Below are 25,135 nucleotides of genomic sequence, written 5' to 3'. Positions count from 1 at the left end.
GCCAATGTTTATCTAATATTTCGTATTTGTAAAGAATTTGTAAATGTAATTGTGGTTATGTAAATTTTGTGATATTTTCAAATAGGGACAAATTCAGTAATGGAGTATTACGTGAATAACAGTAAAACATTATATTTACATAAAATTTACAAATAGTCAGAAAATAGACTTTTGAAATGTTCTTATTGTAAATGTATTCTTTATCTAAAGTTGTCTTACAATAATAAAAATTTACAAATGTGATTGGAAACGATCGCTATAATGGAGGCTTTATAATGTTTACTAAGAAAAAGGATAAGTTCATGGTTCAATTAGAGGAAATGGTATTTAATTTGGACCGTGCTGCAGTTGAATTCGGGAAAATGGATTTCAATACGCACTTAGATTTAAAAGCTTATTCTGACAATATCAAGACTTATGAGTCACATGGTGACGAATTAATGCATCAAGTGATTACGGATTTAAATCAAACATTTATCACACCGATTGAACGTGAAGACATTTTATCTTTATGCAATGCAATCGATGACGTGCTTGACGCAATGGAAGAAACATCAGCAATGTTTGAAATGTATTCAATTGAATATACAGATGAATACATGGCAGAATTCGTAGAAAATATTCAAAAAGCAGTAGCGGAAATGAAATTAGCTGTTGGTTTATTAGTTGAGAAGAAGTTATCTCACATGCGCATTCATTCTATTAATATTAAAGAGTTTGAAACAAATTGTGATGGCATTTTACGTCAATCTATTAAACACATTTTCAACAGTGAAACAGATCCAATCACACTAATTAAAATAAAAGATATTTATGAAAGCATGGAAGAAATCGCAGATAAATGTCAAGTTGTAGCAAATAATTTCGAAACGATTATTATGAAAAATAGCTAAGGGAGTTTTAATTTATGGAATATGTATTAATTATCACTATAGCTATCGTTATATTTTCTTTAATCTTTGACTTTATCAATGGATTCCATGATACAGCCAACGCGATTGCTACAGCAGTATCGACACGTGCCTTGACGCCTAGAACTGCAATATTTTTAGCGGCAATTATGAACTTTATCGGTGCTTTAACATTTACTGGTGTTGCCGGTACAATCACAAAAGACATTGTTGATCCATTTAAGTTACATAATGGGTTAGTAGTTGTATTAGCCGCTATTTTAGCAGCAATCATTTGGAATTTATTAACATGGTTTTATGGTATTCCAAGTTCATCATCTCACGCATTAATAGGTTCAATCGCTGGTGCAGCGATTGCAGCACAAGGATTTGGTGTACTTCACTATCAAGGTTTTACTAAGATTATTATTGTTTTAATCATTTCACCAATTATTGCATTTTGTGTCGGATTCATTATGTACACAATTGTTAAAATTGTCTTTAAAAATGCTAACCTTACTCGAGCGAATCGTAATTTCCGATTCTTCCAAGTATTTACAGCAGCATTACAATCATTCTCACATGGTACGAACGATGCACAAAAATCAATGGGTATCATTACATTAGCTTTAATCGTTGCTAATATTCAAGATCCTACAAACGTTGAGCCGGCATTATGGGTAAAAGTTGCCTGTGCAACTGCAATGGGTCTAGGTACTGCAATTGGTGGATGGAAAATTATTAAAACAGTAGGCGGAAACATTATGAAAATTCGCCCAGCAAATGGTGCTGCTGCTGACTTATCATCAGCATTAACAATATTTGTAGCTTCATCATTACACTTCCCATTATCTACGACACACGTTGTATCATCATCAATTCTTGGTGTAGGTGCTTCTAACAGAGCTAAAGGTGTTAAATGGAACACTGCACAACGTATGATTATTACATGGGTTATTACATTACCAATTTCTGCGCTTTTAGCAGCATTGATATTCTGGGTTATGAACATTTTCTTATAATAAAATATTAAGGAACAATCTGGGACATAAATAATATAATAATGCTATTTAGCAAATTCGCAGTAGCTGACTGAACTGAGAAGGCGCTTAAATCAAGCTTTTCTCAGTTCTAGTCATCCTTGCGGGGGTGGGACGACGAATTTTAAAAGAATTCTGTCCCACTCCCTTCTTTGTTAGATATGAAATGAGACATAATAGTTTAAACCTTCTTTGAATTTAAGTTAAAACAGTGGGATGATTTATTAAATAGTATTATTTTTAATGCAGAAAAAAGAGCAATCCAATTTAACTTAATTAGCTGCTCTTATACTCTATATTTAATTTCTTAGTGAATGAAGTTGTAGCTTGAAACTACAGATGCAGGAATTGTTCTAGTATTAGTGTTATATGGTCCGTTAGCATAATTCATTTCTGAAATTAAGATACTACCATCAGCATTAACACGTTCAACATAAGCTACGTGTCCATAGTAGCCAGTAGTTGTTTGCATAATCGAACCTACAGTTGCGTTATGATCTACTGTATAACCATCTGCTGCTGCATTACCTGCCCAATATTTTGCATCTGACCAATAAGTACTAATTGGTTTACCAGCTTGAGAACGTCGGTCGAATACGTACCATGTACATTGACCAGCAGTATATAGGTTTTGGTGACTAAATGTTGGACTAGAATAACCGCCACTTCCGCCTACATTATTGTTTGTACTAGGATTTGTTTTACTAGGTGTTGTAGTTGAACCATTAGGTATTTTTAATTTTTGATTTGGTGTAATTAAGTAACCTGATAAATTATTGGCTTCCATTAATGCATTGACAGTTACACCATTTTTACTAGCAATTGCATATAAAGAATCGCCAGCTTTTACAGTATATGTTGATGAAGAAGTTGTTGCATTTGAACTGGCATTGTTAGAGTTATTACTGCTGCCCCCAATAGAAATAACTTGACCAGGGAAAATCATATTGTTTGAAAGGTTGTTGCTCTTCTTAATACTATCTACAGATGTATTATATTTACTAGCGATGCTCCAAAGCGACTCGCCGGATTTTACAGTATGTTGAGTTGATGCTTCAGCATTGTGATTAGATAATACTGCAACTGCTCCGGTTGCGACAGAAGCTGCGACTGCTAACTTTTTCAACTAAATGTCCTCCTTGAGAAAATTGATTTTATTTATAATTAATAAATTCCTAAACTATTAATTTATCTTATATATTCATTTACATATATCACGTATTCATACTATCAAAAAAGAGACACAATTTGGGCGTTGTTATTATCTTGTAATATTGTTAATATTTGTCACTGATTATGTAAAAACGCCTAATCTATTGATATGATAGTCTTCATCAAATATTTGAATGTTTATTTTAATAAAAAAATTAAGTGATTTGTAATATTTCTATTAAAATAAAGATGATATGAGTGGAAAGGTTTAAGCTCAAAATGGCTCAACAATAGGCTTTAAGGTTGTGTTAAATTTAATTGTAGTGCATATTTTGCGGTCTAGTATTAATAACTAATGAAAATGTAATTGTAGAAAACATATCATTTGTTAATGATTTATTTTTTGAAAAGTAGTTAGAATGCGATACAATCATGTTGAAAAAGTGATATCTGATAAGGAGAGATTCATTGTATGTTTCAGTCGTATAACAACACACATCACATGAAGACAAAACATCGAGATAAAGATAGAACGCGTGATTACGCCAAGGTATGGCTATTTTTTATGTATTATTGGATTATATTTGGAATTGGATGTTACTTCGGACAATACTTACCTATGGAATGGAGACGTCCTTTATCTATAGCATTATTAGTACTTATTTTGGCAACATTATTTATTCAACGTGCGCGTAAGTATGGTTTGGTTATTTCGCATATTTACGCCATAATTGTAGGTCTTTTATCATATGCTACTTTTACCACTTATATGCAGAATTTAGGACCAGAGGTTTTTTATAAAAATGTCTTATTAGCAATTGGTGCATTTATAGTATTCGGTATTTTAGGCTATTTTATTATTAATGATGCCTCTAGTATTGGTAAATATTTATTTGTAACATTAATTGCGTTAATTATTGCTGGATTAATTGGCATGTTCATTGATAATCCTATATATCACACTGTTATTACAGTTGTAGGTTTAATACTTTTCCTATTATATACATTGTATGATTTTAATCGTATGAAGCGGGGGAATTTTTCACCACGGGAAATGGGTTTTAATCTATTTATTAATTTATTGAATATTATAAAAGATGTATTAAGACTTGCAAATCGCTTTAAAAATTAAATAAGAACGAATATAATGAGAAACTATACATTTGAGATGTCTACGTGTTGCATTCAATGATTTTATTTTGTTTAGTAATTGTATGATTGATCGTATTACTATATACATGATTGAATTTTGAGGCAATAACGGGACATTTTTTTAACAAATTCATAACTTAAATTAATAATAATAAGAAATTAATTTATAAAAAATTGTATTTTTGATTTGTTTATCATGTTGTGGTAAATTTACATTTAATCACTATGATAGTGCTAAGAGACAAAAGGAAATTAGTACAACATTTAGAAAGACTATCATGAATTAGAAAGAGGTTAATCAATGTCTAATACCAATATTCATATATTGACTAAGAATGAATACAAAATGACACGTTGCCAAGACGGTATTATTCTGTTGTTTCCGATAGAAGGTCAGCTTATACTTCAGCACTTTACTAAAACTGTTAACGTCGAAAATGACATTTACGTTATTAATAATACAGATATTTTTTCAATTCTAAAAAATAAAAAAACCATCATGCTTTATATCGCTAGTGATTGGTTTAGAGATCGCCATTTTGATTTCTTCAATTATAAATACTCAACTAATCTAGTTAAGTCCATTAACTCCATTAAACGCGCATTATTGCAACTTGCCCTAAACCATTTAAACGCAGACTCAGTTTCTGAAGATACTACATATATTACTTCTGTTGTTGATATTATCGGAAAAGAAGGGGCCATTGAGAAATCAATCGCAAATCATCAATATAACTTCTCTTTTTACGGTGAATTAAGCGAAATATTAGAATATATTAATCAAAATATAACTAAGAAATTAACGCTAACGGGTATAGCATCGAAATTATTTACTTCTAAATCTAATCTTTCGGCACAGTTTAATCAATTGCTAAATATGGGTTTCAAGACATATGTAGATACTTTAAAAATTGCAAATTCATTTGAATGGCTATTAACAACGGAATACACGATAAGTTTAATAAGCGAAAAAGTAGGATTTAGCAGTGCTTCAAGTTATTCTAAAACGTTTAAAAATTATGTTGACATGACTCCCAACGAGTACCGATACTGTGATAGATATGAAAAATCTATTGATATGGATTATGAAAATATAATCGAAGGAAATATTGACTACATTAATCAATTAATCAAGATTAAACAAAAATATTATAACCAACACGATGAACATATAATCTACGCAGATTCAACAATTGGTTCTACTGTGAATCCGTATTATTTAGTGATTCAAATTAATACTATAGAAGAAATAAGATTATTATTTTTTCAAGATTTTGCACGACCTTTGTATTACGAACACTCAACATTGAAGTTTTATCTAAATGTAGATATGCGTGATATTAAAGATCAAATGACAAAGTATGAAAGACAACGATTGTTTGAATACATCATTATTAATGAATTAAATGTAGTATTTAGACTGGAAGATTTAACGTTAACGGATTTTTTAGAGTCTAATTTTGAGGATGTAGCAAACTACTTCAGAGAACATCAACTTCCTACGAGTGGTAATCATAAATTAGGTCTTGTATTTGATTTAGATGAAGTAAATTTGAAATCCATTTATCGAATCATTTTAAAAATACAGCATAAAACGCAACAATTTTCATTTGGGTTAGAAATAAGTAAGCTGCTAAACGACCCTGTATTGTTTAAAACATTAGAATCACAAATCAAACGCATTAATTTTGAATTTTTATATATTGATAATGCACAACTAAAAATGCCTTACTTAATTGAACAGAATGAACATTTACTGGTGAAAAATATATTACGATATCAAAATATTAGACAAATATTAAAGCAATTTGATCTAGAAGATCAGAAAATAATATTTTTAAATTTTGAAAACCACAAATTTTTAAATAGTAAATATAATGATTTGAATAATAGTGCACCTTTATTAATTGAGACATTTGTGAGAACAGCGTCATATTTTAACGGAATTGGCTTTAACTTCAAGCATAGTGGTAATTTGTTTAATGCACTTCACATATTCGATGAAAACGGTTTTAAGTCGATATTAGGAGCGATTTTAGAGCAACTCATTGAAATTAGTATGAAACCCAAATTATTTAATGAAAATTACATCTTAATTGACGATGAAGACCAATATACTGTTCTAATTTACGATTGGCGTGTTTTAGAAAGTGAATCATTGCAAGTCAATTATGATCAGACAGATATATTTATTGATTTTGCAGATGATGTATTAAAAGATACCTATTTAGTTCAAATTCAACTCATCGATGACTATAACGGTAATATTAATCATCTTATTTCTCAGAGTATTAGAAAAAAACATAAATGGTCAAAACGATTTTTAAGAAAACTAGATTATTTAATCCATCCAACATTTCAAATGATAGAACATAACTTTAATAATGCACCCCCTTCAAATTAAACTTAATTACAATGCGTTGTATATCGTTAAAGTTTTAAAAAAATAAAATCTACTCAATTGTGTTTTGCACAACTATTTTTAACATTGTTAGTAAATTCGACAAAAATTTCTAAACAAAGTTATAGGACATACCTAAAAATATAAAGGATAATAGTAATTAAGTTGTCTGCTTATATTTGGAGGTGCAAAAATCATTGAATAATGACAAATTAAATAAATTACTAGAATTCTATAAACAATATAAAGCATTGTCAGAGTACATAGATAAACAATATAAGTTGACATTAAATGATTTGGCTTTGCTCAAACTTGCTCATGAACATATTGCTAAAGATCAAATGTTAATGCAAAAATTTCTAAAAATAGCAATTAGTGAGTTAGAGCTAAGTAGAACTAAATTATTAGTCTCAATTCGACGACTTATAGAAAAAGAAAGACTAAGTAAGGTTCGATCAACTGAAGATGAGAGAAAAATTTTTATCTATATGGATGAGAAGAATGTTAAAAAATTCGATGCTTTATTCAATGATGTTGAAGAATTCTTAGATATTTAATTTAATATGTTGAACGAGAATACTGACAAAGACATTCTGTCAGTATTTTTTTTATGCTTATTTTTACTTCGTACAATGCGTTTATTTCCTTTTTAGACAATGATTTATTAATGCTATATAATAAGGATTATTGAGTATGAAAGTGAGATGACATTATGGGACGTAAATGGAATAATATTAAAGAGAAAAAGGCCCAAAAAGATAAAAATACAAGTAGAATATATGCGAAATTTGGTAAAGAAATATATGTAGCAGCCAAATCTGGTGAACCAGATCCTGAATCTAACCAAGCATTAAGATTAGTACTTGAAAGAGCGAAGACGTATTCAGTACCTAATCATATTATTGATAGAGCAATTGACAAAGCTAAAGGTGCTGGTGATGAAAATTATGACCACCTACGTTACGAAGGCTTTGGACCAAGTGGTTCAATGCTTATCGTAGATGCATTAACTAATAATGTAAACCGTACGGCTTCAGATGTGAGAGCTGCTTTCGGTAAAAATGGCGGAAATATGGGTGTATCAGGTTCTGTAGCTTACATGTTTGATCACACGGCTACTTTCGGCATTGAAGGTAAATCAGCTGATGACATTTTAGAGGCATTAATGGAACAAGATGTTGATGTTAGAGATGTAATTGAAGATGGAGATCTTACAATCGTTTATGCCGAACCAGACCAATTTGCTCATGTACAAGATGCATTACGTCAAACAGGTGTAGAAGAATTTAAAGTTACTGAGTTTGAAATGTTACCTCAAACTGATATTGAATTATCAGAGGATGACCAAGCAACATTTGAGAAATTAATTGATGCACTCGAAGACCTTGAAGATGTTCAAAATGTTTTCCATAATGTGGATTTAAAATAATGAAGAAAAATGCAGATTATTGGATTAAACAACTTGATCTAACACCTCATCCAGAAGGTGGCTATTATAAAGAAACAATTCGAGAAACAACAAATGAGGCACAACGTGCACCATTCAGTAGTATATACTTCTTGTTAAATACTGGTGATATTTCTCATTTTCATCGTATCGATGCGGATGAAGTATGGTATTATCATGCAGGTGAATCTTTGACCATTCATATGATTACACCTCAGGGGAACTATCAATCAGTACAATTAGGCGCTTCAATTGAAAATGGCGACGTATTGCAGTATTTAGTGCCTAAAGGTACTATTTTTGCATCGAGTTTAACAGACAGAAAAGGCTATAGTTTGGTTGGATGTATGTGCCAACCAGCATTTGATTTTAATCATTTTGAATTATTCACACAAGATGAGTTGTACAGTATGTATCCTCAACACGAGGCAATTATTAAACAATATGCCTTATTAAACATAGACCAATAGACTAAAAAACACAAAGTTAGGTTCATCTAACTTTGTGTTTTTTAGAATTCAATATGGTGCTAATTAGCGCTGCCTAATAACTCATTAGATAGCTCTACGACATATTTTAATTTAGTCCATTGTTCTTCTTCTGTGAGCTGATTACCTTCTTCAGTTGAAGCGAATCCACATTGAGGACTCAAACATATTTGATCTAGAGAGATGTATTGTTGTGCCTCTTTAATACGTTGTTTAATTAATTCTTTATCTTCAAGTGCGGGTGTCTTAGAAGTAATTAAACCTAGTACGGCATAAGCTTCCTTATCAAAATAGCGTAAAGGCTCAAAGTCGCCAGAACGCTCATCATCATATTCTAAGAAAAATCCATGCAGGTGCTCTTTAAATAAATACGGAGCAATCGCTTCGTAACCACCTGAAATTGCCCATGTTGATTGATAGTTACCACGACAAATGTGTGTAGTTAAAATTAAATCCTTTGGAAGACCTTTGACAGCATCATTTACCACCTTATATGCTAATTCACGAGCTCGAACTTTTTCTTCATCTGTACGTTGACGTCCTCGAACTTTATGTGTACCGTCAGTCAGACTAGCCCAATATACATCGTCTATTTGTATGTATCTTGCACCTAAATCATAAAAATGTTGCAATGATTGGCGATAAGCTTCAGAAATATCATGAGCAAAGTCTTCAATATTTGGATAAATATCTTCATTCAATATGTTAGGGTGGAATAATTGGTTTGGACTCGGAATTGATACTTTTGCGGTAGCGCGTCCATTAACTCTGTCATATAAGAACTTGAAATGGTCAAAATGGGGGTGATTAGGATTATATCTAACTTTATCAACTACTCTTACATTATGGGCACGCGTTTCTAGCCCTTCAAATTCTAGCCCGTGATCAGGAGTGTAACCTTCGACACCATCTAGATTTTCTAAGAAATCAAAGTGCCACCAACTTCTTCGAAATTCACCATCAGTAATACTATGTAAACCTATTTCTAATTGCTTCTCTATAATACGGTCGATTTCCTCATCTTCTATTTGTTTTAGCTCTGCACCACTGATTTCATTTTGATTATATTTAGCGCGAGCGTCCTTTAATCTTTGAGGTCGTAACAAACTTCCAACATGGTCTGCTTTAAAAGGTCTGTAAGTCAATAGCAGTTCCTCCTTTATCAATTTATTTAGAATTTTCAGATAATATAAACATAAATTATCAAATACGAGTATTTTTGTCAATTTTCCCTAAAAATTAATTAGTTGTAGTAAAATAAAATTGAAAATTTTTATATGTTTATGTGCGTAATTCAATTAAAAACGACCAAAGATGACATCAATTAGTTAGTTTAATATAATAATGACAAGGAGTTGGTGGCTTTATGAAAATTAAATATATAGATAAACGTCACTGGCGTCGCCTATTAGAACGTGATTACATAGAAGTTAAGGTAAATAATAATAGATTTAAGGGTATTATTGGCTTGGTCACGATGAAGAAGGTTCGTGAACCTTTAGAGGTGACGGTAGTAGGCCAGAATATAATTGTTGCTGATGACAATTATCAATGGTTGCAGATTTTGCCGGAAAAGAAACGATATAGTATTACTGCAATGTTTGATGATAAAGGAAATCCATTGGAGTATTACTTCGATATCAATATTAAGAATATTACTCAAAAGGGCAATGCTAGAACACTCGATTTATTCTTGGATGTGCTTGTGTTACCATCAACTGGAGAATATGAACTCGTTGATGAAAATGATTTGAAATTAGCATTAAAAAATGAACAAATCACTAAAAAGCAATATCATGAAGCTTATATGATTGCGCATCAATTGATGATTGAAATCAATGAAAATTTTGATGATGTTAATAATCGAATTATGTATTGCTATAACAAGATGGTTGGTAAGTTGAAAAAGCCAAATTATAATAAGACGTATAAAAAACATATTCAACATCATAAGCCACATGTAAATAAAGGGAAATGATGGAACTCTAAGCCTTTAATATTAGGAGCGAAGCGGAACGATAAGTAAATGTGAAGCATTGTTTATATAGTTTTCGTTTCAGTCTTAAATTTTTTTGTTGCTCATAGCCATGTTCATGAATAAACATTAGTAGGGGGAAGCTATGAAAATAGAAGACTATCGATTATTAATTACATTAGATGAAACCAAGACGTTACGTAAAGCAGCAGAAATATTATATATTTCTCAACCAGCTGTAACACAACGACTTAAAGCAATAGAGCATTCATTTGGTGTAGGCATATTTATCCGTACAAAGAAGCAATTAATCACTACCACTGAGGGTGCTATGATTATTGAGCACGCTCGTGACATGTTAAAACGAGAGCGTGTATTTTTTGATAAAATGCAAGCACATATTGGAGAAGTGAATGGTACCATTTCAATCGGCTGCTCATCATTGATTGGTCAAACGTTATTACCAGAAGTATTAAGTTTATATAATTCACAATTTCCAAATGTTGAGATACAAGTTCAAGTAGGTTCTACAGAACAAATTAAAGCAAATCATAGAGACTATCATGTGATGATAACTCGAGGAAATAAAGTAATGAACTTGACTAATACACACCTCTTTGACGATGATCATTATTTTATCTACCCAAAAGAAAGAAAGAGCGAGGTTTCTAAATTACCTTTCATAGAGTTTCAAGCTGATCCTATCTATATCAATCAAATTAAAGAATGGTATAATGAGAATCTTGGACAAGATTATCACGCAACGATAACAGTGGATCAAGTTGCTACATGCAAAGAAATGTTAGTAAGTGGTGTAGGGGTTACGATTCTTCCGGAAATCATGATGAAAAATATAGATAAAAATATGTTTGAATTTGAAAAGGTAAACATCGACAATCAACCACTTATTCGCTCAACGTTTATGAGTTATGACAGTAGCATGTTACAACTCCCTCAAGTTGAGTCATTTGTTACTTTGATGCTTAACTTTATTCGCTAATCATTAGGATAATGTGTAATTAAAAAAAGAATAGAGGTAGAAAAATGTTTGCAGCATTGTTGCATATAAAAAACTACAAATTATTTGTTGTGAATATGATGCTATTAGGTATGGGGATTGCCATCACAGTACCTTACTTCGTCTTATTCGCGACTAAAGAGCTAGGGATGACAACTAACCAATTCGGCATTTTACTTGCCCTAGCAGCAGTGAGTCAATTTACAGTCAATTCTATTGTCGCTCGCTTTTCAGATACGCATAGCATTAATAGAAAAGTACTCATCATTAGTGCACTAATGATGGGGGCTATTAGTTTCTCGATTTATTTTTATATTCATAATATTTGGTTGTTTATTATTGTATACGCTGTTTTTCAAGGGTTATTCGCTCCAGCAATGCCACAATTATATGCATCTGCACGTGAATCCATTAACGTTTCATCTTCAAGAAATAATGCTAAATTTGCCAATACTGTTTTACGTTCTATGTTTTCTTTTGGTTTCTTATTTGGTCCGTTAATCGGAGCGTATTTAATTCAATTTATGGGATATGCTGGACTTTTTGGCGGCACCGTCTTTATATTATTATTCACACTTATTTTACAAATCTTCTTCTATAAAGATTTAAATTTATCAGCAAAAGAGCAAGTTGGTGGTACAGCCAATATTGAGAAGACTGCGCCTAACATGCTTAAGGATAAAACACTATTTATTCCATTTATAGCATTTATTTTATTACATATAGGTCAATGGATGTACACAATGAATATGCCGCTATTTGTCACAGATTATCTTAAGGAGCAAGAGGGATATGTAGGAACGCTAGCAAGTTTATGTGCCGGCTTAGAAGTTCCCTTTATGGTTATATTAGGTATGTTATCTGCTAAGTTGGCTACTCGAACGTTGTTAATCATAGGTGCAATTAGTGGTGGTGCCTTCTATTTTAGTATTGGTGTTTTTGAAAATATCTATGCTATGATGATTGGACAAATCTTCTTAGCACTATTTTTAGCTATCTTACTCGGATTAGGTATTAGCTATTTCCAAGATATTTTACCTGATTTCCCAGGTTATGCTTCAACATTATTTGCGAATGCAATGGTGATTGGACAGTTGTTAGGAAATTTATTAGGTGGTGCAATGAGTCATTGGGTTGGATTGGAGAATGTTTTCTTCGTTTCAGCAACATCTATTTTCATAGGAATGATATTGATATTCTTTACGAAAGATCAAAAATATACGGAAGCGGATGTGAAAGTTAAGTAATGGAAGTTGTTTTATGGATATTAATACTATTATCATTTGTTTTAGCATTTGTAGGTTTAATTAAACCTATTATTCCATCTGTACTTGTGCTATGGGTAGGATTCTTAATTTATCAATTTGGATTCTCTCAAGATGGGTTATCATGGATATTTTATGTAGCTATGATTTTGTTCACTGTATTTATTTTAGTATCTGACTTTTTAATGAATAAATACTTTGTAAATCGCTTTGGCGGTTCTAAATTGGGTGAGTATGCAGCGTTAATAGGTGTGATTGTTGGATGCTTCGTCATTCCACCGTTCGGTATTATCATTGTACCTTTTATAGCAGTGCTCATTGTAGAATTAGTGCAAGATTTTGATTTTGGAAAAGCACTTAATGCAAGCATTGGATCTGTAGTAGCATTTTTAGCGAGTTCGGTTGCACAAGCGTTAATTATGTTCATTATGGTCATTTGGTTCTTTATAGATGTGTTTTTAGTAGGCTAATTAAAAAAAGGTTAAGTCATTTATATCAAAGTGGCTTTGAGTTTTCAAATCATCTTTTGAGAACATCATTGCGCACGTACGATACAGATGCTTAACCTTTTTATTTTCATAAAATGCTACTTTACAAGTCTTAGTTCATCGTGACAACGTATTATAAGATAGTATTTGAATCCTTGTTAACAAAATGATGTTGTATATAAAAAGCGATCGGCGTAATGATGGCTGAAATTATAATAAATGACCAATTACTAATAAGTATGTAAGGACCAAAAGCTAAAAATGATTGCGGAATAAAAAAGACATAAAATAGAGCGACTAACAGTAAAGCGATAATAGTGTAATTAAATAACCACACCCAATGTGAATTATTGAAACTTTGAAGTTGAACCGTCTTAAATATGACTAATATAAACATAAAGATAATAAATAAACCTGCTATGACACTAATCGGAAATGTATACAAGTAAACTTCATTATTATCTCCACCAATAAAAAAGCCAATAAAGCCTTTAAAGAAACAAAAAATACCAATTAAAAAAATAAAATTCCTGAAAATATACTTAAATATATTTTGAAACGTTTCATTTGGCAATGATTTAATTTCTTTTTTAGCATGTGCTTTTGGATTATGTTCGAAAAACTCTAATGCTAACGTACCTTCATTCTCAGCTTCTAATAATCTTTTTAATATGCGACTTAGCATTACCTCACTGTCATGCGGATTGACGCGTAAATCAGCGCGGATATATGTCATATAATTTTCAAAGATTTCTCTATCTGTATTATTTAGGCGCAATGATTTTACATTATTTTCACGTGCTAATTTCGCAGTGGATTTCATTGACTAAGCTCCTTAACGTCTAAACTTATTTTATTTTTAAAAATAATAGATTATTATATGTTAAATATGGATAATCATACCATAGATAAATATAGAATATAATGTATAACATAAAGGAAGTCATTATGCGAAAACTAACTGTTAAAGATATGCTATGGATTGAATCCATCGCAAAGATACAAGAATATTATATTGAAAAGCGAGAAACACATTACAATGCGACACATCTATCAATTGGATTACGTCAAGATATGATTATTCAACGATTAAAGCACAGTAATGATATAATTTTAATTGAATTGAGCGAAGACACACAGCGCTTAATTTCGTTTATTTGGGGGCATTTTGAAGCAGTTCAAGAAAAAGTAATCACTGAGATGATATACACAGACCCTCATTTTCGAGGACTGGGTCATGCTAAGCGTCTAAAGATTGCTTTAGAAAATTGGGCGATTGAAATGGGTGCTAAATCAATTGAAGGTATGGTTGATGCTACAAATGATGCAATGATTGAGCTCAATAAAGCGAATGGTTATGCGATAAGTCATGTAAAAATGCGTAAAGACCTAAGGTAAACAAATGAATAGGTTCTTAATTCATGTTAAAATAATATTACTCATTCGTAATAAAGGAGAAAAGCATGAAAAAATGGTTGATACTTCTACTTTCTGCGACACTTATGTTGTCTGCTTGCGGTAAAAGCGATGAAAGAGCATCATTAGAGAAAGATGTTAAAAAACTACAAAAAGAAAATGATGATTTGAAAAATCAAAAGAAAGATTTAGAAAAGCAAAAAGAGAAACTTAACGACCAACGTGAAAAGCTTCAAAAAGAAGTTGATGATTCAGTTGCGACAGAATCAGCTAAAGATGATTCAGAAAGCGATGAAAGTGATAGTAGTGACTCAAATCAATCATCAGATAGTGATACATACAAACAATCTAAGAGCCAAAGTACCACTGAAAATAGCACGTCAAGTAACGAAACGAATACTTCTGAGACAAATGGTGGTAGTGATTCACAGCAATCTAACCAATCTAGTAATACTCAAGAGCGTCAATCAAATAGCGGTGAAAGTGCTACAAGTGAACAAAGTAGCTCAGACGATACATCATCAAGTAGCCGTTAATAAATTTATTTAAATAATGAAGGCAATTTGGCCAGCCTCATACGTCAAGTTTGACATGTATGGATGTAGGGTAAACTTAATCTAAACCATTTACAATTCACAATTTAATTATTGTACAAATTAAACATAACTACATAAAAAACGTTTAATCATAAACTATAACATTGGAGAGATGACATATGCATGAACAAGATTTTCACATTTTAGAAGGGCGCGAAATCACATTACCTGAATTAGGACGTGAAATTGAAAATATTACTGGACGTACAATTGTTGATTCTACTGGTGAAATCAAACGTGTGGTTGCACACTTACCAAACTTTGAATCTGATACTGACACATTTGTAGCTACATTTAAACTTAACCATCGTAATGACTTTGTAGATGCAACTTTTGTTGCACCTAAAGATCAACGTGATCGTTTAAAAGAGATTCCAGTACACATTGAACTCGTTAGTTATATATCTAGAGGTTAATTAGTTACTCAATCAAATTTAAAGACGGATAAAGTGTGCTATGGTCTATATCCATATCGCACTTTTTTACTCATGTATTTCTTTAAAATGGGGTGTTGAAAATGGCTACATATATAGAAACAGAAAGACTTAAATTACGAGACTGGAAGCAAGAAGATTTATTGCCATTTCAAAAGATGAATGCTAATCCTCAAGTGCGACGCTATTTTCCAAGTTTATTAAGTTATCGACGTTCTGAATTAGATATGAAAAAAATGGATGACATTATTAAAGAAAACGGTATAGGCTTATTTGCAGTTGAACTTAAAGAAACTGGCGAATGGCTTGGTTTTATTGGGGTTAATTATATACCTCAAGATAGCCAATACCCATTTGAGGAATTACCACTATATGAAATTGGATGGCGTCTTATTCCAGAAGTATGGGGTAACGGACTTGCCACTGAAGGTGCAACAGCTGTGTTAGCATTTGCCAAAAAAAAGGGGATTGAAGCTATTTATAGCTTTACTGCAGAAAATAATTTGCCTTCTAGAAAAGTAATGGAAAAAATTGGCATGACATTATATGACCATTTTGAATTACCAGAGTTAAGCAAATATCATATGTTAAAAAGACAAGTACGTTATTATAAACAATTATCAATATAAAATTAAAAGCGACATGAGATTGGATGGTTATATTATGTGATAAATAATCACTTTTATAAATATAATAGTCCAAAACATGTCGCTTTATAATTAATCGTATGTACGTATACCTAGGGGTTTAAAATTAAGTAACCCATTAATTAAATCTTCTTTAGAATTATATAAAGGTGCTAAATGTTTATATTTTTCATCAATAAATCCTTCTTCAATCATACTATTTATAAGTTGTTGAAGTGGATTGAAGAATCCATTTAAATTATAAACGGCAATTGGTTTTTCATGAATGCCAATTTGCGCCCAACTATAAGTCTCGAAAAATTCCTCAAGAGATCCAGCGCCACCAGGGGCCATTACAAAAGCATCTGCAAGTTCCGCCATTTTTTGTTTGCGTTCATGCATTGAATCTACAAGAATAAGTTCGCTCACTTTTTGACTAGTGATTTCTTTTTCATCTAACATCTTAGGCATTACACCAATAGCATGTCCACCGTGATCTAATACACCATCTTGAATTGCACCCATAATACCTACAGAACCTGCACCAAAAACTAATTCATAGCCTTGCTCAGCCATATATTTACCAAGTTCGTATGCTTCTTTAACATAAATGGGGTCTTTACCTTTACTAGCACCGCAATATACTGCAATTCGCTTCATTATTCTTCCTCCTATAGTTGTTTGATAACAGATTTAAATGCACGCTCAAATTGTTTTTTATCTTCTTTTGAAAAAGGGGGAGGCCCTTTATGACGACCGCCTTGCTTTCTTATCTGTGCATTATTATAACGTTGTTGTAATAACATATCTATATTACTTGAACGATACAAATGCCCTTTATGATGCATTACAATCTTAACTTTAGATAGTAATAAACTGGCAAGTCCATAATCTTGAGTTATTACAATGTCTTCTGGTGTAGCAAGCTTTACAATTTTATAGTCAACAGCATCAGGTCCATCATCAATATAAATTGTTTCAACGTGATTTGGGAGCACTTTATTTGAGTAATGGCTAAAGCTACGTAAAATGGTAACAAAAATGCCTGTCCCAGTAGTTAATTCAATTACTGAATCAACTACTGGACAAGCATCTCCATCAATGATTACACGTGTCATAAAGCGTTACGCCTTATTGTTATCTTCATTTTTATTTTGTGTAACAACACTTTCGGCTTCATGATCTTTGAACTTTTTCATTTCTTTGATGCGTGCTTTTTCTTCTTGCTTTTGTAATTTCTCTTCTTCTTTATGACGTTTATCAATATTTTTTTGGAGCTTTTTATCTAGCTTATTAACGTCTTTTTTATTATCTTTCTCGAGTTTTTCGCCTTTTTTCTCTGTCTCATCATCAAGTTTCCCAGGAGTTAAACCAACTTTTTCTTGATATTTTTGAGTTTTCTTCATGTCTTTAATGCGTTGTTTTTCGTTCTTTTCACGCTCTTTTTCTTCTTCTTTATGACGTTGTTCGATATTTTTTTGTAGTTTTTTATTCATTTTGTCAGCTTCTTTATAGTTTTTCTTAGCTAACTTTTCGCCTTTTTTCTGAATGTATTCAGGATCATTTTCTTTTGCAATTTTCTTTAATTCACGTTTGTTGTCGAATTCTTGTTTTTTATCTCCTAAATACTCTTTTGCACCTGTTGCTTTATTCGCAATCGCTTGTCCTGCATTTGACGTTGCATGAGTTGCTTTTTGTACCTCAGGATGAGATTTAATACGCTTACGTTCTACTACTAGTGGCACAATAATGATTGGTAAAACATTAATCGCCGTTTTAATGATTTTCTTTTTGTCCATACTCGTTGCCTCCATTAGATTTACTATTTATCTTCATTACCCTATGATACATCATACTAAACGAAGGAACTAGCTAGAACCCTTATATTAACTTGAGTAAAACTAGGTAGGTTAAGAGAGTGTTTTAGTCAGCTCATTGACTAAAAAAATCGCCAAAGATTAAATCTTTGACGATGTTATGTGGCGTAAAGCCATTATTAGATTGATTTATAATTAACCTGAAATGCCTTGACCAATTCCAAAGCCGAAGTAAAGAATGGCTATAATTATTACCAATACGATTCGATAAATTGCAAATGGTACTAACTTAACTTTATTAATTAAGTGTAAGAATGTTTTGATTGCAATCAAGCCAACAATAAAGGCAGCCAAGAATCCAATTAAGTAAAATGGAATATGTGCAAGTTCAATATATTGATAGTTTTTAACTAATGATAGTGCACTTGCAGCTAGCATAATAGGTACAGCCATAATGAAGGTAAAGTCAGAAGCAGACTTATGATCTAACTTCATCAAGACACCTGTTGAGATCGTAGACCCAGATCTACTGAAACCAGGCCACATTGCTACCGCTTGAGAGATACCAATTACGAATGCTTGAACATAATTGATTTGGTCAACTGACTTAGGATTTTGAACTTTTTTACTATATTTGTCTGCAATAATCATATAAATTGCACCTAAGAATAAACCAATCATTACAGTAGGAACACTAAATAAATGCGCTTCAATAAAATCGTCGAATAACACACCTAATATACCAGCTGGAATCATACCGACTAATACGTGTAGTAAATTTAATCGACGTGGTTTAGAACGAAACTCCTCGTTTATTGAACTATTTCTATATTTGCCAATATGTAACATTTCGAAATAGCGCTCACGGAACACCCATGCCGCAGCAAAAACAGAACCTAATTGAATTACGACTTTAAATGTAAAAGCTGAATGAGGACCTAGAAATTCAGTCGATTTTAACCACATATCATCCACTAGAATCATATGACCTGTAGATGAAACTGGAGCAAATTCAGTTAAACCTTCGACAATACCTAAGATAAGGCCCTTTATAAACTCGATAATAATCATAAGTAACCTCTTTCTTTTATTAAAAATTTAAAATATTGTTGTCTTTAAATATATTGTTGTCAAAATTCACTTTTCTATAATATCATAACGCATCAAATCAACGCTAATAATAATGAGATAACTAATAATTGAATTTATATAAAATATATCGCAGTACCTTTACTAATTTACTGATATAACTAACTTACCGCAACGGACTTAAGAATGAGATTGTATGTTCATTATTTTGTCACTGTTTTTTAAAAGATATTAAATGATAAACAATTGAGAACCTTTTATAATAATAAATTAGGTGAAGATAAAGTGAAAAAACTAATGAATTTAGTCTTTAAATATAAAGTATTTCCATTATCTATGGGAATTGTAAGTATGTTCTTAGCAATAACAGTAGTGGTTCAGAATATAAGTATTGCGAGTTTTTTAGATCGAGTGCTTTACAATCATTTGAGTTCTGTAAATTCACTATTGATTATCATCTTAATCGTTTTAATTCTTAGAGCAACATTGAATATGATTAATTTACGATTAGGTGATATGTTAGCTGGCAAAGTTAAACATCAATTGCGTCGAGAAGTTGTTTTGAAAGAATCAACTATTGCAACAGGAACGCAAATTAATATTTTAACAGAGACAATAGACGGACTATCCCCGTTTTTTAAAAATTATTTGCCACAGGTCTTTAAATCTATGATGATCCCTTTAATGATTATCATAGCAATGTGTTTTATTCATTTAAATACCGCATTAATAATGATAGTTACAGCACCCTTTATTCCACTTTTTTATATTATTTTTGGACTTAAAACACGTGATGAATCAAAAGATCAAATGACGTATTTAAATCAGTTTAGTCAACGTTTTCTTAATGTTTCTAAGGGACTCATTACACTTAAACTTTTTAGACAGACAGCCCACACGAAAAAGCAAGTATATGAAGATAGTACACAATTTCGAGATTTAACGATGCGCATATTAAAAAGTGCATTTTTATCAAGTTTGATGCTCGAATTCATAAGTATGCTTGGTATTGGATTGGTTGCATTAGAAGCAGCATTAAGTCTTGTTGTCTTTCATAATATTGATTTTAAAACAGCAGCTATTGCAATTATATTAGCTCCTGAATTTTATAATGCTATTAAAGATTTAGGACAAGCTTTCCACACAGGTAAACAAAGTGAGGGTGCAATTGATGTAGTTTTTGAATTTTTAGATTCTGAAAACACACCGCTTACTAATCAAGAAATAGTAAAAGAGCAACAAGAATCTCTTATTAAGATGCGCAACGTCAATTATCAGTATCCGAATAGTCCTTCTTATGCCATTCGTGATATATCGCTCAAGATAGATAAGGGTGAAAATGTAGCTATTGTAGGACCAAGTGGTGCAGGTAAAACGACTTTAGCCAAATTACTTACTCAAATAGTACGTCCGACGAGTGGGCATGTATCTTTTAACAAATGTGTTAATCAAATTGGAATGCTAAGTCAAAATCCTTATATTTTTTCAGCATCAATTAAAGACAACATAGCAATGTTTAAAAAAGTTGATGACGACCAAATTCTTCATGTGTTAGAGATGGTTGGACTAAAAGAAAAGGTAATGTCTCTAAAAAATGGTATTCATAGCAGAATAGGTGAAGGTGGAGAAATGCTATCAGGCGGACAAATGCGTCGTATTGAGTTATCAAGGGTGTTATTAATGAATCCTGATATTGTTGTTTTTGATGAACCTACCACTGGCCTGGATTTAGAGACTGAAACTGTTATTCAACAAGTAGTCGCACAACATTTTGAAGGGGTAACGATGATTATGATTGCCCATCGCGATTCAACGATTCGTCAAGCAACGCGACGATTATTTATAAAAGATGGTTACTTAGTTGAAGATGATCAAACGATTTCTGTAAGACTTGAAAAAGGTGGTGACTTAGTGTGAAACCACAAATTCGATTTCGACCTGACAAAGATTTAATATTAGCAATATTGACGGGTGTTATTGGGAGTGTCGTTGCATTAGCAATGTTCTTCTTAAGTGGTTACATGGTAACTCAAAGTGCTTTAGGCGCACCTTTATATGCATTAATGGTGTTAGTTGTATCGGTTAAGTTGTTCGGGTTTATACGTGCGATTGCAAGATATGGGGAGCGTTTACTATCACACAAAACGACATTTACAATGTTACGAGATGTTCGGGTTCAATTTTTAGAAAAATTAATCCCTAGAGTACCTAATTTATATCGCCAATATTCATCCGCTGATTTATTGACTAAAATGATAAGCAAAGTAGAAGCTTTACAAAACATCTATTTAAGAGTCTTTTATCCACCGGTTGTCATTGGTTTCACAGCAATTATTGCAGCAGTAACATTGGTATATTTTAGTGTTATGCATGCTATAGTTATCATTATAAGTATGTTCTGTTCACTTTGGCTTGTACCGTGGTTGAGTGCTAAACGTGTAGGCAAATTAAAGCAACAAGTTGCACAACAGCAACAAACTACGATTACCCAATTTTACGATTACAAAGAAGGCTATGCTGAGTTAGATCGTTTTAACAATGTAGAAGCCTATCGTGAAGATTTAATGAATGCATTAGAATCGTATGACAAAATGCAATCGAAAGAAGCGCGATTTTTAACTTTATATGATTATATGCTAAATATAATCGCAATGATCGCTATATTTGCTACCTTAGCATTAGGATTTATTCAAGTTAAAGAAGGACAATTAAATGTTGTGTATTTAACGAGTATTGTTTTGATGATGTTAACTTTATTCGAACAAACAGTGCCTATGAGTAACTTTGCATATTACAAAGCAGATACTGATGAAGCGTTAAATAGTTTAAATGATGTTCTATCATATCCAGTAGATCAATCTAAGCAATCATTGGTAACAAAACAGAGTAACGTATACAATATTAGGAATGTATCATTTAGTTACGAACATCAAGAAATACCAACGTTATCCAATATTAATTTAACTGTTGGAAAAGGGGAAAAAGTAGCGATTGTTGGACCATCTGGTTCAGGAAAAAGTACATTATTACAAATCATGAGTGGTTTGTACGATATCGATAAAGGACAAGTTTCTCTCGATGGTCAGAACATATCACAACTAGATGAAGACATTCGCTTTGAAAAGCTTAATGTTCTTTTACAATCACAACAATTATTTGATGGTACATTACGTTACAATATGTTCTCTAGTAAAAATGATGATGTCATTCAACGTGTCTTAACGAGCCTCAATTTAGGCTATCTAGATCTAGAAAAAACAATCACTTTAGATGGAAACACATTATCAGGTGGTGAGGTGCAACGTATTGCATTAGGACGACTTTTAATAAAAGGTTCCTCAATATGGTTATTAGATGAACCAACGACTGCATTAGATGAGGATAATACTAAACAAGTGATGCAATTGATTGATGAACAAGTTGAAACACTGGTAATTGCAACGCATGATTTAAAATTACTGCCATATTTCGACAAGATAGTTGTTCTTATTGATGGACAGATTAGAGAACAAGGAAGTTATGATGAACTAAGTCATGGCAACCATTATTTAAGTCGTTTATTAAAAATGAATTAGACAATATTTAAATATGGCTCTATGTCAAATCGGACTGATGAGTCCTAATATTGAGATTAAGCAACCTTAGGTTGTTTAATCTCTTTTTTTGTTGTTGAGGCAAATAGTCGCGAAGTTATAATAATTCTATTACGTAAATTATCATAATTTCTATAACCAAAAGATACCCTTTTAATGAGTTTGATTTTATTATTAATTCCTTCTAACGGACCGTTGGTCAGGTTAGAATATGTCATAGTATTTTCAATGAAAGTTGCTAATCGTCTTAAAGTTCTAATGACTGGGCGTAATTTAGGACACACATCTGAAAGATGAATAGAAAAGAGTTTATGATTAAATTTCTCTATTTGGTTTTCTTTTAAAAATCGTCTTAGCTCATGAACGTAGTGATATGTATTATATAATTCTTCATCTACATCTAATAAGTAATTTACAATGCCTTTTTCAGTTTTCCACTCTTTAAATAAATGGACTTTACGATAATTAAATGCCTCTAGCGTTTCAAAAGGTTTAAGAAATAATTTCCAATAACTTTTATATTTATTATAAAGCGGTCTATTTGAGGCCCTATAACAATTCATTACATGAACTCTAGACATATTTAACGCTCGATTTAAGGATTGAACAATATGAAAACGATCAATAATAATCTTCGCGTTAGGAAATAATTGCTTGATTAGCGACATATATGGTTCATACATATCAATCGTTACTGTTTTGACTTTTTGTCTTAGTTTCAAAGAATAGCGATAAAAATGATCTTTTAACGATTTTAACTTACGATCCGCTACCACATCTACGATGCGGTGCGATACAGCATCTGCATAAATAAAGCTCATTTTCCCAGTTACATTTTTAACACTTTTAAATTCGTCCATCATTAAGTGTTCAGGTAAAGCATCAAAAGAAGACTGACCTACGTCGCTTGCCGCTTGATTAATCACTCTAGACACAGTCATTGATGATATTAAGCATGACTTAGCGATAGATTTTTGAGAGCGGCATTCTTGTGCTTTATTTAAAACTGCAAGTTTTGTTTTATTTGAAATAAAGCAATGAGCGTCGACAATATTAGATTTAGCAGTAAAATGACTATCGCATGTTTTACAATAAAATCTTTGTTTTTGAAGATTTAAATAAGCGGGCATTTCCATAATTTTAAGCAAAGTAATCGTTGAGGTTTTCTTACCATTTTTTACTATAGAGAAATTATCATTTTTAGCTAAACAATTTTCACAATATGTAGGTTGATAAGTGAGCTCGGCATAATAAAACAGGCTCATTCGTCCTTTATATTTTTTCTCAATCACTTCGTCTGAAAAATTGATATTTTTATCTTTAATTCTTAATGTTTTTAATATAGACTTACACATAGGCGCATTACCTTTCTTTTTTATTTTGTTTGGTAGCTAATAATTATAGAGGTAATTGCGCCTTTTTTCTATTCAAAAACATAAAAATTGGACTGATGAATTTTGTCATCAGTCCAATTTATTATAGAACCTTAAATATACGCATACGTTGTCTTAAAACGAAAAACCTGAGGTATCTGTTATAGATAACTCAGGCTTTTCGTTATTGATAAATATATAGTAATTTGATTCGAAACGAATAACTTTAATTGGCTTAGTATTAGCATGTCATTTTACTTTGACTCGGTAAAAGCATCAATGACTTTCCCTAATAGACGATTGAGTTCATGTACTTCATCATTACTTAAAGAAGAAGCATTCGCGACTTTTTGAGATGCATCGCTTAATTCAGGTTTGAATTTTTCGCTTTTCTCAGTAAGATGAATAAATACTTCACGTTGATCAACTTCAGAACGTTCGCGTTTGATGAGGTCAACTTGTTCCATTCTTTTTAATAAAGGTGATACAGTACCAGTATCTAAAGCTAGTTCTGTAACTACCTTTTTAACATTTACAGGAGATTCATCCCATAAAATACTTAGCACTAAAAATTGTGGGTACGTAAGATTGTATTTTTTAAAGACTTTATTTGAATAGTAGCGATTAACTTGTCTTTGTGCATTGTACAAACTAAAGCAGAGTTGCTCTTTCAAATTATGTTGTTCAGACATTAAAGTTCTCCTCCAGACATTCTATCCGTCCCTCTATGTTTCGGATTAAATTTCGTCTATGTTGTATAAAATATAACTTGCAACACACTTCGTCTCAATGCCATGCTAAAATTAAAGTATGTTTAAATTCTAGAAGATATTTCTATTTTAATCAAGTGTAATCTAAAATAAATACATATATTA

The 25,135-nt window shown here is 31.7% G+C and carries 26 protein-coding genes; 17 read left to right on the top strand and 9 right to left on the bottom strand.

Annotated features, from left to right (window positions below; translation table 11 throughout):
- The first annotated feature begins 275 nt into the window (after nucleotides 1-275).
- Together EQ029_RS10345 and EQ029_RS10340 are read left to right on the top strand one after the other, a co-directional pair.
- On the top strand, nucleotides 276-893 hold the full coding sequence (locus EQ029_RS10345; protein WP_011276491.1) for a DUF47 domain-containing protein: 618 nt from the start codon (nucleotides 276-278) through the stop codon (nucleotides 891-893).
- 14 nt (nucleotides 894-907) lie between these two features.
- Nucleotides 908-1,912, top strand: coding sequence for an inorganic phosphate transporter (locus EQ029_RS10340; protein ID WP_011276490.1), 1,005 nt, complete (start codon nucleotides 908-910; stop codon nucleotides 1,910-1,912).
- A 325-nt stretch (nucleotides 1,913-2,237) separates the two neighbouring features.
- On the opposite strand, the gene EQ029_RS10335 is transcribed toward EQ029_RS10340, so the two are convergent.
- Nucleotides 2,238-3,056, bottom strand: a complete 819-nt coding sequence (locus EQ029_RS10335; RefSeq protein WP_011276489.1) for a LysM peptidoglycan-binding domain-containing protein — start codon at nucleotides 3,054-3,056, stop codon at nucleotides 2,238-2,240.
- A 528-nt stretch (nucleotides 3,057-3,584) separates the two neighbouring features.
- On the opposite strand from EQ029_RS10335, the gene EQ029_RS10330 reads away from it, so the two are divergent.
- The 5 genes from EQ029_RS10330 (at nucleotide 3,585) to EQ029_RS10310 (ending at nucleotide 8,552) form a co-directional block, all read left to right on the top strand.
- On the top strand, nucleotides 3,585-4,214 hold the full coding sequence (locus EQ029_RS10330) for a Bax inhibitor-1/YccA family protein (RefSeq protein WP_370444505.1): 630 nt from the start codon (nucleotides 3,585-3,587) through the stop codon (nucleotides 4,212-4,214).
- Nucleotides 4,215-4,535: 321 nt separating this feature from the next.
- Complete coding sequence (locus tag EQ029_RS10325; RefSeq protein WP_230197446.1) at nucleotides 4,536-6,638, top strand: helix-turn-helix transcriptional regulator; 2,103 nt, start codon at nucleotides 4,536-4,538, stop codon at nucleotides 6,636-6,638.
- 194 nt (nucleotides 6,639-6,832) lie between these two features.
- Nucleotides 6,833-7,192 carry a transcriptional regulator, SarA/Rot family gene (locus EQ029_RS10320; RefSeq protein ID WP_011276486.1) on the top strand — a complete coding sequence of 120 codons (360 nt, stop codon included), beginning with the start codon at nucleotides 6,833-6,835 and terminating at the stop codon, nucleotides 7,190-7,192.
- Between the two features lie 155 nt (nucleotides 7,193-7,347).
- Nucleotides 7,348-8,064, top strand: a complete 717-nt coding sequence (locus EQ029_RS10315; protein WP_057504932.1) for a YebC/PmpR family DNA-binding transcriptional regulator — start codon at nucleotides 7,348-7,350, stop codon at nucleotides 8,062-8,064.
- On the top strand, nucleotides 8,064-8,552 hold the full coding sequence (locus EQ029_RS10310) for a cupin domain-containing protein (RefSeq protein WP_016930911.1): 489 nt from the start codon (nucleotides 8,064-8,066) through the stop codon (nucleotides 8,550-8,552). The genes EQ029_RS10315 and EQ029_RS10310 overlap by 1 nt, the downstream gene beginning before the upstream one ends.
- Before the next feature lie 59 nt (nucleotides 8,553-8,611).
- Here the strand turns inward: EQ029_RS10310 and EQ029_RS10305 are convergent, their stop codons facing one another.
- Nucleotides 8,612-9,715 (bottom strand): 5-methyltetrahydropteroyltriglutamate--homocysteine S-methyltransferase, encoded by a 1,104-nt coding sequence (locus EQ029_RS10305; protein ID WP_016930912.1) that lies wholly within the window; start codon nucleotides 9,713-9,715, stop codon nucleotides 8,612-8,614.
- A gap of 221 nt (nucleotides 9,716-9,936) precedes the next feature.
- On the opposite strand from EQ029_RS10305, the gene EQ029_RS10300 reads away from it, so the two are divergent.
- The 4 genes from EQ029_RS10300 to EQ029_RS10285 all read left to right on the top strand — a co-directional run bounded on the left by EQ029_RS10300 (nucleotide 9,937) and on the right by EQ029_RS10285 (nucleotide 13,298).
- The gene (locus EQ029_RS10300; RefSeq protein ID WP_016930913.1) at nucleotides 9,937-10,548 is read left to right on the top strand and encodes a ribonuclease FAU-1 family protein; all 612 of its coding nucleotides are present in this window, start codon (nucleotides 9,937-9,939) and stop codon (nucleotides 10,546-10,548) included.
- Between the two features lie 142 nt (nucleotides 10,549-10,690).
- On the top strand, nucleotides 10,691-11,545 hold the full coding sequence (locus tag EQ029_RS10295) for a LysR family transcriptional regulator (protein WP_016930914.1): 855 nt from the start codon (nucleotides 10,691-10,693) through the stop codon (nucleotides 11,543-11,545).
- A gap of 44 nt (nucleotides 11,546-11,589) precedes the next feature.
- Nucleotides 11,590-12,810: an MFS transporter gene (locus EQ029_RS10290; RefSeq protein WP_016930915.1), complete on the top strand. Its 1,221-nt coding sequence runs from the start codon at nucleotides 11,590-11,592 to the stop codon at nucleotides 12,808-12,810.
- Nucleotides 12,810-13,298, top strand: coding sequence for a DUF456 domain-containing protein (locus EQ029_RS10285; protein ID WP_049395658.1), 489 nt, complete (start codon nucleotides 12,810-12,812; stop codon nucleotides 13,296-13,298). The genes EQ029_RS10290 and EQ029_RS10285 overlap by 1 nt, the downstream gene beginning before the upstream one ends.
- A 151-nt stretch (nucleotides 13,299-13,449) precedes the next feature.
- On the opposite strand, the gene EQ029_RS10280 is transcribed toward EQ029_RS10285, so the two are convergent.
- The gene (locus EQ029_RS10280) at nucleotides 13,450-14,139 is read right to left on the bottom strand and encodes a DUF1129 family protein (protein WP_011276478.1); all 690 of its coding nucleotides are present in this window, start codon (nucleotides 14,137-14,139) and stop codon (nucleotides 13,450-13,452) included.
- Between the two features lie 125 nt (nucleotides 14,140-14,264).
- Between EQ029_RS10280 and EQ029_RS10275 the strand changes: the two genes are divergently transcribed.
- From EQ029_RS10275 to EQ029_RS10260, 4 genes are all read left to right on the top strand, one after another.
- On the top strand, nucleotides 14,265-14,714 hold the full coding sequence (locus EQ029_RS10275; RefSeq protein WP_011276477.1) for a GNAT family N-acetyltransferase: 450 nt from the start codon (nucleotides 14,265-14,267) through the stop codon (nucleotides 14,712-14,714).
- Nucleotides 14,715-14,779: 65 nt separating this feature from the next.
- Entirely contained in the window at nucleotides 14,780-15,268 is a 489-nt protein-coding gene (locus EQ029_RS10270) for an SA0632 family lipoprotein (RefSeq protein ID WP_016930916.1), read from the top strand.
- A 179-nt stretch (nucleotides 15,269-15,447) separates the two neighbouring features.
- Nucleotides 15,448-15,744, top strand: a complete 297-nt coding sequence (locus EQ029_RS10265) for a hypothetical protein (RefSeq protein WP_011276475.1) — start codon at nucleotides 15,448-15,450, stop codon at nucleotides 15,742-15,744.
- Between the two features lie 101 nt (nucleotides 15,745-15,845).
- Complete coding sequence (locus EQ029_RS10260; protein WP_011276474.1) at nucleotides 15,846-16,391, top strand: GNAT family N-acetyltransferase; 546 nt, start codon at nucleotides 15,846-15,848, stop codon at nucleotides 16,389-16,391.
- A gap of 90 nt (nucleotides 16,392-16,481) precedes the next feature.
- Here EQ029_RS10260 and EQ029_RS10255 read toward each other — a convergent pair whose 3' ends face one another.
- From EQ029_RS10255 to EQ029_RS10240, 4 genes are all read right to left on the bottom strand, one after another.
- Nucleotides 16,482-17,048, bottom strand: coding sequence for an LOG family protein (locus EQ029_RS10255; RefSeq protein ID WP_011276473.1), 567 nt, complete (start codon nucleotides 17,046-17,048; stop codon nucleotides 16,482-16,484).
- 11 nt (nucleotides 17,049-17,059) lie between these two features.
- Nucleotides 17,060-17,506 (bottom strand): YaiI/YqxD family protein, encoded by a 447-nt coding sequence (locus tag EQ029_RS10250; RefSeq protein WP_011276472.1) that lies wholly within the window; start codon nucleotides 17,504-17,506, stop codon nucleotides 17,060-17,062.
- Nucleotides 17,507-17,512: 6 nt separating this feature from the next.
- Nucleotides 17,513-18,187: a hypothetical protein gene (locus EQ029_RS10245; RefSeq protein WP_011276471.1), complete on the bottom strand. Its 675-nt coding sequence runs from the start codon at nucleotides 18,185-18,187 to the stop codon at nucleotides 17,513-17,515.
- Between the two features lie 213 nt (nucleotides 18,188-18,400).
- Entirely contained in the window at nucleotides 18,401-19,276 is an 876-nt protein-coding gene (locus tag EQ029_RS10240) for an undecaprenyl-diphosphate phosphatase (protein ID WP_011276470.1), read from the bottom strand.
- Between the two features lie 303 nt (nucleotides 19,277-19,579).
- Between EQ029_RS10240 and EQ029_RS10235 the strand changes: the two genes are divergently transcribed.
- Both EQ029_RS10235 and EQ029_RS10230 read left to right on the top strand, forming a co-directional pair.
- A complete protein-coding gene (locus tag EQ029_RS10235) occupies nucleotides 19,580-21,211 on the top strand; it encodes an ABC transporter ATP-binding protein/permease (RefSeq protein ID WP_053030956.1) in 1,632 nt (543 codons plus the stop codon).
- Nucleotides 21,208-22,869, top strand: coding sequence for an amino acid ABC transporter ATP-binding/permease protein (locus EQ029_RS10230; RefSeq protein WP_057504933.1), 1,662 nt, complete (start codon nucleotides 21,208-21,210; stop codon nucleotides 22,867-22,869). The genes EQ029_RS10235 and EQ029_RS10230 overlap by 4 nt, the downstream gene beginning before the upstream one ends.
- A 56-nt stretch (nucleotides 22,870-22,925) precedes the next feature.
- Here the strand turns inward: EQ029_RS10230 and EQ029_RS10225 are convergent, their stop codons facing one another.
- Both EQ029_RS10225 and mgrA read right to left on the bottom strand, forming a co-directional pair.
- A complete protein-coding gene (locus EQ029_RS10225; protein WP_011275929.1) occupies nucleotides 22,926-24,242 on the bottom strand; it encodes an ISL3 family transposase in 1,317 nt (438 codons plus the stop codon).
- A gap of 272 nt (nucleotides 24,243-24,514) precedes the next feature.
- Nucleotides 24,515-24,952, bottom strand: a complete 438-nt coding sequence (mgrA, locus tag EQ029_RS10220) for a global transcriptional regulator MgrA (protein ID WP_011276467.1) — start codon at nucleotides 24,950-24,952, stop codon at nucleotides 24,515-24,517.
- Between the last annotated feature and the right edge of the window lie 183 nt (nucleotides 24,953-25,135).

The sequence above is a fragment of the Staphylococcus haemolyticus genome, assembly GCF_006094395.1.
GTDB lineage: Bacteria > Bacillota > Bacilli > Staphylococcales > Staphylococcaceae > Staphylococcus > Staphylococcus haemolyticus.
Note: the sequence above shows the minus strand (reverse complement) of the source record. Positions and strands in the feature narration are given on the sequence as shown.

What these genes read in the sequence shown, in the direction of transcription:
- EQ029_RS10240 (WP_011276470.1), bottom strand. Translation starts at nt 19,276, where the DNA reads ATGATTATTATCGAGTTTATAAAGGGCCTTATCTTAGGTATTGTCGAA.
- EQ029_RS10345 (WP_011276491.1), top strand. Translation starts at nt 276, where the DNA reads ATGTTTACTAAGAAAAAGGATAAGTTCATGGTTCAATTAGAGGAAATG.
- EQ029_RS10295 (WP_016930914.1), top strand. Translation starts at nt 10,691, where the DNA reads ATGAAAATAGAAGACTATCGATTATTAATTACATTAGATGAAACCAAG.
- EQ029_RS10330 (WP_370444505.1), top strand. Translation starts at nt 3,585, where the DNA reads ATGAAGACAAAACATCGAGATAAAGATAGAACGCGTGATTACGCCAAG.
- EQ029_RS10225 (WP_011275929.1), bottom strand. Translation starts at nt 24,242, where the DNA reads ATGTGTAAGTCTATATTAAAAACATTAAGAATTAAAGATAAAAATATC.
- EQ029_RS10265 (WP_011276475.1), top strand. Translation starts at nt 15,448, where the DNA reads ATGCATGAACAAGATTTTCACATTTTAGAAGGGCGCGAAATCACATTA.
- EQ029_RS10270 (WP_016930916.1), top strand. Translation starts at nt 14,780, where the DNA reads ATGAAAAAATGGTTGATACTTCTACTTTCTGCGACACTTATGTTGTCT.
- EQ029_RS10275 (WP_011276477.1), top strand. Translation starts at nt 14,265, where the DNA reads ATGCGAAAACTAACTGTTAAAGATATGCTATGGATTGAATCCATCGCA.
- EQ029_RS10250 (WP_011276472.1), bottom strand. Translation starts at nt 17,506, where the DNA reads ATGACACGTGTAATCATTGATGGAGATGCTTGTCCAGTAGTTGATTCA.
- EQ029_RS10255 (WP_011276473.1), bottom strand. Translation starts at nt 17,048, where the DNA reads ATGAAGCGAATTGCAGTATATTGCGGTGCTAGTAAAGGTAAAGACCCC.
- EQ029_RS10310 (WP_016930911.1), top strand. Translation starts at nt 8,064, where the DNA reads ATGAAGAAAAATGCAGATTATTGGATTAAACAACTTGATCTAACACCT.
- EQ029_RS10290 (WP_016930915.1), top strand. Translation starts at nt 11,590, where the DNA reads ATGTTTGCAGCATTGTTGCATATAAAAAACTACAAATTATTTGTTGTG.
- EQ029_RS10315 (WP_057504932.1), top strand. Translation starts at nt 7,348, where the DNA reads ATGGGACGTAAATGGAATAATATTAAAGAGAAAAAGGCCCAAAAAGAT.
- EQ029_RS10245 (WP_011276471.1), bottom strand. Translation starts at nt 18,187, where the DNA reads ATGGACAAAAAGAAAATCATTAAAACGGCGATTAATGTTTTACCAATC.
- EQ029_RS10260 (WP_011276474.1), top strand. Translation starts at nt 15,846, where the DNA reads ATGGCTACATATATAGAAACAGAAAGACTTAAATTACGAGACTGGAAG.
- EQ029_RS10340 (WP_011276490.1), top strand. Translation starts at nt 908, where the DNA reads ATGGAATATGTATTAATTATCACTATAGCTATCGTTATATTTTCTTTA.
- EQ029_RS10300 (WP_016930913.1), top strand. Translation starts at nt 9,937, where the DNA reads ATGAAAATTAAATATATAGATAAACGTCACTGGCGTCGCCTATTAGAA.
- EQ029_RS10285 (WP_049395658.1), top strand. Translation starts at nt 12,810, where the DNA reads ATGGAAGTTGTTTTATGGATATTAATACTATTATCATTTGTTTTAGCA.
- mgrA (WP_011276467.1), bottom strand. Translation starts at nt 24,952, where the DNA reads ATGTCTGAACAACATAATTTGAAAGAGCAACTCTGCTTTAGTTTGTAC.
- EQ029_RS10280 (WP_011276478.1), bottom strand. Translation starts at nt 14,139, where the DNA reads ATGAAATCCACTGCGAAATTAGCACGTGAAAATAATGTAAAATCATTG.
- EQ029_RS10325 (WP_230197446.1), top strand. Translation starts at nt 4,536, where the DNA reads ATGTCTAATACCAATATTCATATATTGACTAAGAATGAATACAAAATG.